At 67.7% G+C, this 13,337-nt stretch carries 12 protein-coding genes; 3 read left to right on the forward strand and 9 right to left on the reverse strand.

The window, feature by feature from the left end; genetic code table 11:
* Positions 1–27: 27 nt before the first annotated feature.
* The 8 genes from ASD34_RS10305 to purT all read right to left on the reverse strand — a co-directional run bounded on the left by ASD34_RS10305 (position 28) and on the right by purT (position 9,177).
* Positions 28–1,884 carry an AMP-dependent synthetase/ligase gene (locus ASD34_RS10305; protein ID WP_056576623.1) on the reverse strand — a complete coding sequence of 619 codons (1,857 nt, stop codon included), beginning with the start codon at positions 1,882–1,884 and terminating at the stop codon, positions 28–30.
* Between the two features lie 8 nt (positions 1,885–1,892).
* Positions 1,893–2,666, reverse strand: a complete 774-nt coding sequence (locus ASD34_RS10310) for an ABC transporter ATP-binding protein (RefSeq protein ID WP_056576626.1) — start codon at positions 2,664–2,666, stop codon at positions 1,893–1,895.
* Between the two features lie 274 nt (positions 2,667–2,940).
* Complete coding sequence (locus tag ASD34_RS10315; protein WP_056576630.1) at positions 2,941–3,759, reverse strand: ABC transporter ATP-binding protein; 819 nt, start codon at positions 3,757–3,759, stop codon at positions 2,941–2,943.
* The gene (locus ASD34_RS10320; protein ID WP_056576633.1) at positions 3,756–4,832 is read right to left on the reverse strand and encodes a branched-chain amino acid ABC transporter permease; all 1,077 of its coding nucleotides are present in this window, start codon (positions 4,830–4,832) and stop codon (positions 3,756–3,758) included. The genes ASD34_RS10315 and ASD34_RS10320 overlap by 4 nt, the downstream gene beginning before the upstream one ends.
* Positions 4,833–4,839: 7 nt before the next feature.
* Positions 4,840–5,715, reverse strand: a complete 876-nt coding sequence (locus ASD34_RS10325; RefSeq protein WP_056576636.1) for a branched-chain amino acid ABC transporter permease — start codon at positions 5,713–5,715, stop codon at positions 4,840–4,842.
* A 21-nt stretch (positions 5,716–5,736) separates the two neighbouring features.
* Complete coding sequence (locus ASD34_RS10330) at positions 5,737–6,567, reverse strand: helix-turn-helix domain-containing protein (RefSeq protein WP_056576639.1); 831 nt, start codon at positions 6,565–6,567, stop codon at positions 5,737–5,739.
* A 113-nt stretch (positions 6,568–6,680) separates the two neighbouring features.
* Positions 6,681–7,628 (reverse strand): alpha/beta hydrolase, encoded by a 948-nt coding sequence (locus ASD34_RS10335; protein WP_056576644.1) that lies wholly within the window; start codon positions 7,626–7,628, stop codon positions 6,681–6,683.
* 346 nt (positions 7,629–7,974) lie between these two features.
* Complete coding sequence (gene purT, locus ASD34_RS10340; RefSeq protein ID WP_056576647.1) at positions 7,975–9,177, reverse strand: formate-dependent phosphoribosylglycinamide formyltransferase; 1,203 nt, start codon at positions 9,175–9,177, stop codon at positions 7,975–7,977.
* Positions 9,178–9,353: 176 nt separating this feature from the next.
* Between purT and ASD34_RS10345 the strand changes: the two genes are divergently transcribed.
* The 3 genes from ASD34_RS10345 to ASD34_RS10355 all read left to right on the forward strand — a co-directional run bounded on the left by ASD34_RS10345 (position 9,354) and on the right by ASD34_RS10355 (position 12,530).
* Entirely contained in the window at positions 9,354–10,202 is an 849-nt protein-coding gene (locus ASD34_RS10345; RefSeq protein WP_056576650.1) for a 3-hydroxybutyryl-CoA dehydrogenase, read from the forward strand.
* A 113-nt stretch (positions 10,203–10,315) separates the two neighbouring features.
* Complete coding sequence (locus tag ASD34_RS10350) at positions 10,316–11,131, forward strand: crotonase/enoyl-CoA hydratase family protein (RefSeq protein WP_056576654.1); 816 nt, start codon at positions 10,316–10,318, stop codon at positions 11,129–11,131.
* A 61-nt stretch (positions 11,132–11,192) separates the two neighbouring features.
* Complete coding sequence (locus ASD34_RS10355; RefSeq protein WP_082548575.1) at positions 11,193–12,530, forward strand: serine hydrolase domain-containing protein; 1,338 nt, start codon at positions 11,193–11,195, stop codon at positions 12,528–12,530.
* Between the two features lie 25 nt (positions 12,531–12,555).
* Here ASD34_RS10355 and ASD34_RS10360 read toward each other — a convergent pair whose 3' ends face one another.
* Positions 12,556–13,329, reverse strand: a complete 774-nt coding sequence (locus ASD34_RS10360; protein ID WP_056576656.1) for a type III pantothenate kinase — start codon at positions 13,327–13,329, stop codon at positions 12,556–12,558.
* Positions 13,330–13,337: the final 8 nt, after the last annotated feature.

Here is a 13,337-nt window from a genome sequence, read left to right on the forward strand (position 1 = left end):
TGTCTCCTCGGGTTGACAGAAAAGAGGTCAGCGGTACATGGCGTCGATGCGCTCGGCGTATTTGGTCTGCACCAGCTTGCGCTTGAGCTTCATCGTGGGCGTGAGCTCCTCGTCCTCGGCGCTGAGCTGCGTTTCGAGCAGGAAGAACTTCTTGATCTGCTCGACGCGCGCGAACTTGGCGTTGACGCGATCGATCTCGCCCTGGATCAGGTCCTGCACTTCCTGCGTGCGCGTCAGGCTCTCGTAGTTGCTGAACGGCACGTCGTGGTCCTGCGCGAATTTCTCGACGTTCTCCTGGTCGATCATGACGATCACCGTGAGGTAGGGCCTCTTGTCGCCGATCACCACGGCATCGGTGATGTAGAGGCTGAACTTGAGCTCGTTCTCCAGCTCGCTCGGGGTCACGTTCTTGCCGCCTGCCGTGATGATGATGTCTTTCATCCGGTCGGTGATGCGGAAATACCCGTCCTCGTCCATCACGCCCACGTCGCCCGTGTGCAGCCAGCCGTCGGCGTCGATGGTCTCGGCGGTCTTCTCCGGAAGATTCAAATAGCCCCTGAAGACATTGGGACCGCGCACCAGGATCTCGCTGGTGGCCGGATCGATGCGCACCTCGTTGTAGCCCGTGGCCGGGCCGATGGAGCCCGGCTTGATGCGCGTGACGGGCACCGCGGTGGAAGCGCCGCACGACTCCGTCATGCCCCACACCTCGAGCATGGGCACGCCCAGCGCGAGGTACCACTTGACCAGCTCGGGCGAAATGGGGGCCGCACCGGTCACGAGAAAGCGCGCGCGGTGGATGCCGATGAGCTTGCGCGCGTTGTCCAGCGCCAGCAGCCGCGCGAGCCGGAACTTCAGGCGCAGCCCCGCGCCGATCTCCTGGCCCGCGAGCACCTTGTTGGCGATGGTCTCGCCCACGCCGATGCTCCATTGGTAGGCGGCCTGCTGCAGCGGGCTGGCCTCCTTCAGCGCGATCATCACACCCGAATAGAACTTCTCCCACACGCGCGGCACACCCGTGAACACCGTGGGTGCGATCTCGCGCACGTTCTCCGGCACCGTCTCGGGGTTCTCCACGAAGTTGAGGATCGAGCCGGTGTACATCGCGAAGTACTCGCCGCCCATGCGCTCGGCGATGTGGCACAGCGGCAGGAAGCACATGCGCTCGTCTTTTTCGTCCTGTGCGATGAGCGTGTTGTAGCCGCGCGCCGTGTACACCAGCCCCGCGTGGCTGTGCATCGCACCCTTGGGCTTGCCGGTGGTGCCGGAGGTGTAGACAAGGATCGCCAGGTCTTCGGGCCGGCAGGCGGCCACGCTGCGCTCCACCGCCTGCGGGTCGCCCGCCAGGTGCGTGCGGCCGAGGGCGCGCAGCGCATCGAGGCTCATCACGCCCGGGTCATCGAGCTCGCGCAGGCCTTCCATGTCGAACACGACCACGCGGCGCAGGCCAGGCAGGCTGGCGCGCACCTCAAGCGCCTTGTCGAGCTGCTCGTCGTCTTCCACGAAGAGCACGGTGGTGCGCGAGTCTTCGCACAGGTACTGCACCTGCGAAGCAGCGTCGGTGGGGTAGATGCCGTTCGACACACCGCCGCAGCTCAGCACGGCCAGGTCGGCCAGCACCCACTCGATGACGGTGTTCGAAAGAATCGACGCGCACTCGCCGCGCGTGAAGCCGATCGCCTGCAGGCCGGCCGCGATCTCGCGCACGGCCTCGGCGGTCTGGCGCCAGCTCCAGCTGCGCCAGATGCCCAGTTCCTTCTGCCGCATCCAGATGTTGTCGCCGCGCTGGCGCACGGCGTTCCAGAACATGGCCGACAGCGTCTCGCCGGGCACGAGGATGTCGTGGCCGGGTTCGATGGTTCGCAGATCCCAGAGTCCTTGCATGGCGACGGCTACCTCCAGGTCTTCTTCTTTTTCCAGCGCCGCTCGCCGCGCACGCCGTCGTCCTTGACACCGAGGTAGAACTCCTTGATGTCGTCCTTCTCGCGCAGACGCTCGCACGAGTCTTCCATCACGATGCGCCCGTTCTCCAGCACGTAGCCGTGGTCGGCGGCGTTGAGCGCCATGTTGGCGTTCTGCTCCACCAGCAGGATGGTGGTGCCGCGCTCGCGGTTGATGCGCACCACGATCTCGAAGATTTCCTTCGTGAGCTTGGGGCTCAGGCCGAGGCTGGGTTCATCGAGCAGGATGAGGTGCGGCGCCGCCATGATGGCGCGCGAGATGGCCAGCATCTGCTGCTGCCCGCCTGAGAGCAGGCCGGCGTCCTGCGTGGCACGCTCACGCAGGATCGGGAAGTAGGTGAAGACCGTCTCGATGTCCCGCGCCACGCCGTCGCGGTCCTTGCGGGTGTAGGCGCCCATCAGCAGGTTGTCCTTCACCGACAGCAGCGGAAACACCTCACGCCCTTCGGGCACGTGGCTCAGCCCCTGCTGCACGATGAAGGCCGGGTCCTTCGCCGTGATGTCCTGGCCCTGGAACTCGATGCTGCCCTTGCGCGGATCGATGATCCCCGAGATGGTCTTGAGGATCGTCGTCTTGCCCGCGCCGTTGGAGCCCAGCACCGTCGCGATCTCGCCCTTGCGGACCTTCAGGCTCACACCGCGGATGGCCTTGATCGGGCCGTAGGCGCTTTCCACGTTGAGCAGCTGGAGTACGACGTCGCTCATGCCGCTGCTCCCTGATTCAAGGTCAAGGCGGAACATGCAGAGCCATCACGCCACGACGAAGCCCGGTGCGCGGTGCGGCGTGGGCGCCCCCTCTGTGCCGCCGAGGCGCGCAGCGTTTCGCGGATCAGGGCTCGCAGCTGTTTGAGCGCAGCGAGTTCTGCGAGACCCCGCGAAACGCGAGCACCGCAGGGCAGCCGCGAAGCGGCCGGCACAGTGGGGGCGACCGCGCCGTGCCGCGCACCGGGCGCCTCCAAAGGGGTAGCGAACGAAGCGCTCATGCAACAACCCTCCGAAGGCTGCTCACGTCATCCACAGTTCCAAGGTAAGCCTCGATCACCCGCGCATCCGCCTGCACCTCGCGCGGAGACCCGGTAGCCAGCACCTCGCCCTGATTCATGGCAAGCACGCGATCCGACACCTTGGAAACAAGCGACATGTCGTGCTCGACCATCAGCACCGACACCCCCAGCTCATGCTGGATGTCCTGGATCCAGAACGCCATGTCCGCCGTCTCCTCGACATTGAGCCCCGAAGAAGGCTCGTCGAGCAGCAGCAGCTTCGGCTCGGTGCACAGCGCACGCGCCAGCTCCACCACCTTGCGCACGCCGTAGGGCAGCCCCGCCACCATCGAGTCGCGGTAGTGCTGCAGGTCGAGCAGGTCGATCACCTGCTCCGCCTTCTCGCGCGCCGCGATCTCGGCGCGGCGCGTGGCCGGCGTGAAGAACACCTCGCTCCAGAAGCCTGTCTGCCGGTGCGTGTGGCGCCCGATCAGCAGGTTGTGCAGCACGGTTGCATGCTCGAACAGCTCGATGTTCTGGAAGGTGCGCGCAATGCCCAGTGCGGCGATGGCGTGCGGCGCCTGCTGCGTGAGCGCCAGCGGTCCGCCCGCCTCGCCATGCCAGGTGATCTCGCCCGTGGTCGGCGTGTAGATGCGGCTGATGAGGTTGAACACCGTCGTCTTGCCCGCGCCGTTCGGGCCGATGAGCGTGAACACCTCGCCGCGCCGCACATCGAAGCTCACCTTGTTGACCGCGAGCACGCCGCCGAAGCGCACGCTCAGGTCTTTCGCCGACAAAAGAATGTCGTTGCTCATCTCAGCCGATCCGATTTGGTGAACGACTTCTGCCGCTTGAACAGGCCCTTGCGGTAGAACGGAAAGAGCTGCAGCCAGGTGCGGATCTTCAGCCAGCGCCCGTACAGCCCCAGCGGCTCGAACAGCACGAAGGCGATCAGTACCAGGCCATACACCAGCCCCTGCAGACCGGGCGCCTGTCCGATGACGGCCGGCAGCCAGTCCTTGCCCATCGAGATCAGCTGAGGCATCGCGATCAGGAAGATGGCACCGAGGAACGCGCCGTGCACCGAGCCCAGCCCGCCGATCACCACCATCAGCAGCAAGTCGATCGACTGCAGGATGTTGAACTGGTCCGGCGAGATGAAGCTCAGCTTGTGCGCGTACAGCGCGCCACCCAGGCCCGCGAGCGCCGCCGAGATCGCGAACGACATCGTCTTGTAGCGCGCCAGGTGGATGCCCATGCTCTGCGCCGAAATCTCCGAATCGCGGATGGCGACGAAGGCGCGCCCGGTCGGCGAACGCAGCAAGTTCAGGATGCCCAGCGTGGACACCACCGCGACCACCAGGCACAGAAAGTAGAAGCCTTCGCCCGAACCCAGCGACCAGCCGAACAGCTGCGGCGACTTCACATGCAGGCCCGCGTTGCCGCCCGTCACGCTTTCCCAGCGCGCGAACACTTCCTCGACGATGAAGCCGAACGACAGCGTCGCGATGCCCAGATAGATGCCCTTCACGCGCAACGCCGGCAGCGCCACCACCACGCCCACCGCCGCCGACAGCGCGGCCGACGCGAGCAGCGCGAGCGGGAACGGCACGCCCATGTTGGTCAGCACGCCCTGCGTGTACGCACCCGTTCCCAGGAACGCTGCATGCCCGATGGAGAACTGCCCCGTGAAACCCGCCAGCAGCATCAGCCCCAGGCCGACGATGCCGTAGATGAGCACGAAGGTCAGCTGCGCGAGCCAGTACTCGTCGATGACCCACGGCGCGACAAGCAGGAAGGCCACGAGCAGGCTGTACCAGAGCACGTGGCCGCCGTGCCGCGCGAGGCGGATGTCCTGGTCGTAGCTGGTTTTGAAGATGAAGCGCATGGGATGTTCAGACCTTCTTGCGCAGCTTTTCGCCGAACAGACCGTTCGGCTTGATCATGAGCATCAGCAGCACCACGATGTACGGTGCCGTGTCCTTGAAACCATCGGGCAGGTAGAAGCCCGCGAACGACTCGACGATGCCGATCACCAGCCCGCCGACGATCGCGCCGGGCAGGCTGCCGAAGCCACCCACCACCGCCGCCGGAAAGGCCTTCAGGCCGATGAAGCCCATGTTGGCGTGCACGAAGGTGATGGGCGCCAGCAGCATGCCGGCAATGGCCGCCACCGCGGCGGCAAGCCCCCACACCAGCCCGTTGAGCCGCTTCACCGGAATGCCCATGTAGTAGGCCGCGAGCTGGTTCTGCGACGAGGCCTGCATCGCGATGCCCAGCTTGCTGTAGCGGAACATCGCGAACAGCAGGCCGCACAGGATCGCGGTGGCAATGATGATCACGAGCTGCTCGAGGTTCACCACCAGCTCGCCGAGCTTCCAGATCTGGTCCTTGTAGGGCACGGCCAGCGTGTGGGTCTCGGTGCCGATGCCCGGCACCATGGTGATGAGACCGCGTGCCACGTACGCGATGCCGATGGTCAGCATGACGATGGAGAACTGCGGCTGCCCGAGGATCGGGCGGATCACCACCAGTTCGAGCAACACGCCGAAGGCCGCCATGGCCACCACGGCCAGCAGCGCCGCGAGCCAGAACGGCATGCCGAACAGCGACATGCCCGCGAAGGCACCGAACGCGCCGAGCATCATCAGGTCGCCCTGCGCGAAGCTCACCGTTTCGGTGGCCTTGTAGATCAGCACGAAGCCCAGCGCGATGAGGCCGTAGATGCAGCCTTGTGCGATGCCCGACAGCAGGAGTTGGAGGATCTGCATGCGTTGCCGTCCCGCGTGCCGTTACTGCCGGAACCCGCCGGCCGCGTCGTGCAGCGCGAGGCGGCGCGAGCCCGCCACGATGTCGCTGGGCTTGAGCCCGTAGACCTGGCGGATCGAATGGCTGAAGTGCGTGGAGTCGGGGTAGCCCGTGTCCAGCGCGATGTCGGTCAGCGTGCTGGTGTGCTGCACATGGCGCAGCAGGCTGCGCGCGCGCTTCCACGCGCGAAAGCCGCGGAAGGCCATGCCGGTTTCCTGCTTGAACAGATGCAGGAAGCGCGAGAACGACAGGTGCACCGAGGCCGCGCAGTCTTCCGCCGAAGCGGGTGCGGCCGGGTCGGCCACGAGCATGTCGACCACCTTGCGGATGCGCGCGTCGAGCGGGCGCGGTGCGAGCGGTCCGTCGAAGAACAGCGCGTCGAAATCGAAACCGTCGAAGTCGATGCCGCGCGCCGAGGCGGCCAGCAGATGGGCATGGGTGTCGCGCATGCGTTGCACGAAGGCCGGCGCATCGACCGGGCCGCAATGCTGCAGGAAGGCCGGCATGCGCGCGGGATCGACCGACTCGGATTCGATCAGCAGGTTGAAGATCAGCGGGCACGCGCTCTCGACCTGGTGCGGCACGTGCGGCGGCACCACGATGAACTCGCCGCTCTGCCAGGCCCCGCCGCCGATGCGGATGCGGTTGGGCGGCGCAGCGGCGGGCGACACGTACACGCCGTGCCCACCCATGGCGCGCTCGGCCGCGGCGCCGAGCAGCCCGGCGTAGAACACGCGCTGCGGCGTGAGCCACATGAGGCGTTCGCCCTGCCGTGCATCGCCGCCCGAAGGCGTCGACGTCCTGGTTCGCTGCATGGTGTCTGTCTCCTGCATCGGTCGACGACGTCCGACCGGGGGGTGGCGCCGCGTTCGCTGGATCGTAGCGGCGGGGGCCTTGCGCGCGGCATCCATTTGCGCGGGGACTTTCCCTAGGCCGACGCGAACGCGCGGCGAAGTTCGGCGGCGCACAACGCGACCGCGGTGTGAGCCTCGTCGAGCACCTTGCCCATGGTGATGAAGCCATGGATCTGGCGCTCGAAGCACACGTAGTTCGCGCGGTTGCCGGCGGCCGTGAGCGCCTCGGCATACGCCGCGCCTTCGTCGCGCAGCGGGTCGTAGCCGGCGGTGAGCACGAGCGCGGGCGGCAGGCCCGCGAGGTCGGTGTGCAGCAGCGGCGAGGCGCGCCAGTCGAGGTCGTGCTTCGCGTCGGTGATGTAGTGGTCGTGGAAGTAGCTCATCGTGTCGCGCGTGAGCAGGTAGCCCTGCCCGTTCGCCTGGTGCGACGGATGGCCGCGGCGCATGTCGGTGGCCGGGTAGATCAGGAGCTGGAAGACGATCGGCAGGTCGCCCGCATCGCGCGCGGCGATCGACGCCACGGCCGCGAGGTTGCCGCCCGCGCTGTCGCCGCCTACGGCGAGGCGGCTCGCATCGAGCCCCAGCGCGGCGGCCTCGCGGCGCACCCAGCGGGTGGCGGCGAGCACGTCGTCCACGGCGGTGGGAAAGCGGTGCTCGGGGCCCATGCGGTAGTCGACCGCGACCACCGCGCAGCCCGCGCCGTTGGCCAGCTCGCGGCACAGCACGTCGTGCGTGTCGAGGTCGCCGATGACCCAGCCGCCGCCGTGGTAGTACACCAGCACGGGCAGCGGGCCTGGGCTTGCACTTGCACCGAGTGGCTTGTACAGCCGCACCGCAATGGTGCCGTGCGGCCCGTCGGCGGCGAGGTCGCGCACCTCGGCCACCTCGGCCGGCAGCGGCTGCGTGGCCGTGCGGCGCTCGCGGTAGAAGGCCCGCGCATCGGCGGGCGACAGCGTGTGGGTCGGCGGAATGCCGCGCGCTTCGATGAAATCCAGCAAGGCGCGGGCCTGGGGATGCAGCATGGTGTCTCCGGTGAATCGAACGGAGCGCTCAGTGTGGAGGGCGGGGTGCCTGCGGGGTATCCGCATGCACCCGCACCCGACCGGCGTCCTGGCGACAAGACCTGCACCATGCCCGCACCACTGCAGGGTCGCTTGCGAAAACTGGCTACCGGGGCCCGGCTCGCGGGTTCACCCGGAGGGCGGCGCAGAAGGTGTGAATGGACCCGGCGTGGCCGAGCAGCCCGCTCAGGCGCGCCCAATCAAGGCGCAAAGCGGAGCCATAGCTTGGGCTATGGCGAGCATTTGCAACGCAGAGTGGGCGTGTCTGGGCGGGGTGAGCGGACATGACGGGTTCGTTCACACCTTCTTAGGCCGTGCGCGGCTTCACGCGCGAGGCGGCTTCCTTGGCGAGTTGGCGTGCCGTGTCGGTGTCGGCCGCGTGCACCAGCGCCACGCCCATGCGACGCTTGACGAAGCTCTCGGGCTTGCCGAACAGGCGGATGTCGCTGCCCGGCACCTGCAGCGCCTCGGCCACGCCATCGAAGGCGATGCCGGTGGCGTCGACGCCGCCGTAGATCACGGCGCTGGCGCCCGGGCTCTTGAGCGAGGTGTCGACCGGCAGGCCGAGGATCGCGCGCGCATGCAGCTCGAACTCGTTCTGCCATTGCGTGGCCATGGTGACCATGCCGGTGTCGTGCGGGCGCGGGCTGACCTCGCTGAACCAGACTTCGTCGCCCTTCACGAACAGCTCGACGCCGAACAGGCCCTGGCCGCCGAGGTCGGCCGTGACGGCCTGCGCGATCTGCTGCGCCTTCTGCAGCGCGGCCGGCGCCATGGGGTGCGGCTGCCAGCTTTCGACGTAGTCGCCGCTGACCTGCACATGGCCGATGGGGTCGCAGAACTTCGTTTCGACGGCGCCCGTCGCGTCCTTGGCGCGCACGGTCAGCAGCGTGATCTCGTAGTCGAAGTCGATGAAGCCCTCGACGATCACGCGGCCGTGGCTCACGCGGCCGCCGGCCATGGCGTAGTCCCAGGCCTTCTGCACATCGGCCGGGCCGTCGATCTTGCTCTGGCCCTTGCCCGAGCTGCTCATCACGGGCTTCACGATGCAGGGATACCCGATGCCGCCATCGATGGCGGCCTGCAACTCGGCCAGCGAGTCGCAGAACTTGTAGGGGCTGGTGGGCACGCCCAGCGTTTCGGCGGCCAGGCGGCGGATGCCTTCGCGGTCCATCGTGAGGCGGGCGGCGCGGGCCGTGGGAATCACGCGCACCACGCCCGCGTCTTCCAGCTGCTGCAGCATCGGCGTCGCGATGGCCTCGATTTCGGGCACGACGAGCGTGGGCTTCTCGGCCTCGATCAGCGCCTTGAGCTGGTCGGGGTCGCTCATGGTGAGGGTGCGCGCGTGGTGCGCCACCTGCTGGCCGGGCGCGTTCTCGTAGCGGTCGACCGCGATGGTCTCGACGCCCAGGCGCTGCAGGGCGATCAGCACCTCCTTGCCGAGTTCACCGGAGCCAAGCAGCATCACGCGGGTGGCGGAAGGGGAAAGAGGGGTGCCGAGGGTGGTCATGCGAGGGCTCGAAAAGTGGTTGAAAACAATCGCCGCACTGTAAGCCACCCGGCGCGGGTGTCGCCGACGGGAACGATGCGCCCCCGCGGCTGATTCACAATGGCCGCCATCCCGCGATGGCAGCCCCGCGCCGCCTTCGCCTCCCTCTTTTTTTTGTTTGCAAAGGAACACTTTTCATGACGATTCAAACCGTGGGCATCATCGGCGCCGGCACCATGGGCAACGGCATCGCCCAGGCCTGCGCGGTCTCGGGTGTCAAGGTGGTGATGATCGACGTGGCCCAGGCCGCAGTGGACAAGGGCATCGCCACCATCTCGGGCAGCCTCGACCGCCTCATCAAGAAGGAAAAGCTCACGGCCGAGCAGAAGGCCGCCGCGCTGGCGCTGGTCAAGGGCTCGACCGACTACAACGACCTCAAGGGCGCGCAGCTGGTCATCGAGGCGGCCACCGAGAACCACGCGCTCAAGCTCAAGATCCTCAAGCAGGTGGACGAGCTGGTGGGTCCCGAGGTGATCATCGCGTCGAACACCTCGTCGATCTCGATCACGCAACTGGCCGCCGCCACCTCGCGCGCCGACCGCTTCATCGGCATGCACTTCTTCAACCCCGTGCCGATGATGGCGCTGGTGGAGCTGATCCGCGGCTACCTCACGAGCGACGCCACGCACGACGCCGTGAAGGCGCTGGCCGAGAAGCTGGGCAAGTCGCCGATCACGGTGAAGAACGCGCCGGGCTTCGTGGTCAACCGCATCCTGGTGCCGATGATCAACGAGGCCTTCTTCGTGCTGGCCGAGGGCTTGGCCACGGCCGAGGACATCGACGCCGGCATGAAGCTGGGCTGCAACCAGCCCATCGGCCCGCTGGCGCTGGCCGACATGATCGGCCTGGACGTGTGCCTGGCCGTGATGGAGGTGTACCTGGAGCAGTTCGGCGACTCCAAGTACCGCCCCTGCCCGCTGCTCAAGGAAATGGTCGCCGCCGGCCAATTGGGGCGCAAGACGGGCCGCGGCGTGTACACGTACTGACCCCTTGCCCGGCCCGCTTCGTCGGGCTCGGGCATTTGCAGGAGGCGACACCCACGGTACGGCAATGCCGGTTCCGCGGTGTTCTTGAATAACCAAAGGAGGAGACCACTCGCATGACCGCGATCCCAACCACCCCGCCCACAGAGGGCTGCATCGACACCCAGGTGATCGACCACGTGCTGCTGATCGGCATCAACCGCCCGGCCAAGCGCAACGGCTGGACGCCGCCGATGTTCAGGCAGCTGGCCGAGGCCTACACGCGCCTGGACGACGACCCCGACCTGCACGTCGGGGTGCTGCATGCCTTCGGCGACCACTTCACGGCCGGGCTCGACCTGCCCGCGGTTACCGAGTACATGAAGCGCGGCGAAAAAGCGATTCCGCCCGGACTGGTGGAGCCGCACGACTTCGGCCTGGAGGGCTACCGCCGCCGTACCAAGCCGATGGTCGCGGCTGTCAAGGGCATCTGCTTCACGGTGGGCATCGAGCTGATGCTGGGCGCCGACATCGTGGTGGCGGCCGACAACTGCCGCTTCTCGCAGATGGAAGTGCAGCGCGGCATCATGGCCACGGGCGGCGCCACGCTGCGCATGGCCGAGCGCGCGGGGCTGGGCAACGCGATGCTGCACCTGCTCACGGCCGACGAGTTCGACAGCGCCGAGGCCTACCGCCTGAACTTCGTGCAGAAGGTGGTGCCGGCCGGGCAAGAACTCGACGCGGCGCTGCAGATCGCGCAGCGCATCGCGGCCCAGGCGCCGCTGGCCGTGCAAGCCACGCGGCTCAACGTGCTCAAGGCGATCGAACACGGACCGCTGGCGGCCGTGGCGGAATTCATCGATACGCAGAAACGCCTGTCGAACAGCGAAGACGCGGCCGAGGGCGTGCGCTCCTTCATCGAGCGCCGGCCTGCGCGTTTCAGCGGCAGGTAAGGCTCGCCCGCCTGAGTCCCGCCAGTTGCATGAATCCCGTTTTTTCACCGGAGTCCGTTGCATGCCATTCTTTCGTTCTGTCGTTTTCCAACGCACGGCACTCGCCGCTGCCCTCACCTTCCTCGCCGTGAACACCAGCCTCGCCCAGACGCCCGCTGCACTGCCCGATCCCGCCGCCACCTCGGTCGAGGCGCTGGGCTGGATGCAGGGCTTCCCGCCGCCGCCCGACAAGCAGATCACCTTCGACAACCCCGTCGGCGGCGTGTACCCGCGCATCCGCTGGAGCTTCTCGCACGTGCGCGAGACGGTGCCCACGGCCAATGTGTGGCGCGGTCCCGGCGCCGCGAGCCCGCTGCCGGCGGCCACGCCGCGCGTCGACATCGAGGCCGTGCGCTTCCAGCCGATGGGCGGCGGCGAGGCGCAGACCTTCGGCCAGATGATCACGCGCACCTACACCGACGGCATCCTGGTGCTGCACCGCGGCCAGGTGGTCTACGAGAAGTACTTCGGCGCGCTCACGCCCGAGCGGCCGCACCTGGCGATGTCGGTCACCAAGTCCTTCGTGGGCACGCTGGCGGCCATCCTGGCGCAGGAGGGCACGCTCGACCCGTCGGCGCCGGTCACCAAGTACCTGCCCGAGCTCAAGGACACGGCCTATGGCGACGCCACGGTGCGCCAGGTGATGGACATGACCATCGGCGTGCGCTACTCCGAGAACTACGCCGACCCGAAGGCCGAGGTCTGGGACTATGCGCGCGCCGGCGGCATGCTCACGCAGGGCGCCAACTACACGGGCCCGAAGTCGTTCTACGAGTTCCTGGCCACGCTCAAGAAGGAAGGCACGCACGGCGATGCCTTTGCCTACAAGACGGTCAACGCCGAGGTGCTGGCCTGGATCGTGCGCCGCGCGTCCAACCGCTCGCTGGCCGATTTGCTGAGCGAAAAGATCTGGCGACGCATCGGCGCCGAGCAGGACGCGTATTTCATGGTCGACCGCATCGGCACCGAGTCGGGCGGCGGCGGCCTGAACACCGTGCTGCGCGACATCGCGCGCTTCGGCGAGACGCTGCGCAACGGCGGGCGCGCGCCCAACGGGCAGCAGGCCATCGCGAAGGCAGTGGTCGACGACATCCAGCGCGGCGCAGACCCCGCCAAGTTCGCGAAGGCGGGCTACGCGCTGCTGCCGGGCTGGAGCTACAGGAACATGTGGTGGGTCTCGCACAACCCGCACGGCGCCTACATGGCGCGCGGCATCCACGGGCAGAGCATCTACGTCGATCCGAAGGCCGAGATGGTCATCGTGCGCTACGCCGCGCACCCGATCGCCGCGAACGCAGGCAACGACCCGCTGACCCTGCCCGCCTTCCAGGCCATGGGCGAAGCGTTGATGAAGCCCTGAGGCTCCGACGCCGCCTGAAGGCGGCTCAGCCGGCGCGGTGCTTCGCGATGACGAGCAGGCCGTCCATGATCAGGCTTTCGACCAGTTCGAAGTCGCCGTTCATGGCGGGCGCCATCTTCCAGCCTGCGCCGCCGGTCATGAAGCAGGCCGGCTCGGCGCCGCAGTGCGAGCGCACGTGCTGCACCATGCGCTCAACCGCGCCCGCGATGGCGTAGGTGCCCCCGCTGGTCAGCGCGTCGCTGGTGTTGGTCGGAAATTCGCGCACCTCGCCGGTGGGCACGTGCAGGCCCGCCGTGCCCGACTCGAGCGCGCGCAGCATGATGCCGTGGCCCGGCAGGATCAGGCCGCCTAGGAACTTGCCACTGGCATCGATCGCCTCCACGGTGACGGCCGTGCCGATCAGCACCACCACCATCGGCCGCGCGGGTCCTTGCGTCAGCATGCGGTGGCGCGCACCGATCATCGCCACGAAGCGGTCGGCGCCCAGCCGTGTCGGGTGGTCGTAGCCGTTGACGATGCCGGCCTCGCCTGCGCTCGACACCACCCAGCGCGGCGTGCAGTCGAAGCGTTCGGTGATCTGCTCTTCGGCGCGCCGCCGCAGGGTGTCGCCGGCCACGACGCAGCCCAGCATGGAACCGGGTGCCGGCAGGTCGGCCCAGGGGCCGTCGGCCAGGCGTTCGATGTGATCGAGAAACTCGGCACCATGGGCCTGCAGTGCCGCACCGGGGAAGGCCCCCTCGTACAGCGCCCACTTGAGCCGGGTGTTGCCGATGTCGATGGCGAGGAAGGGGGAAGACATGCGCGCGA

Source organism: Variovorax sp. Root473, assembly GCF_001426505.1.
GTDB lineage: Bacteria > Pseudomonadota > Gammaproteobacteria > Burkholderiales > Burkholderiaceae_C > Variovorax.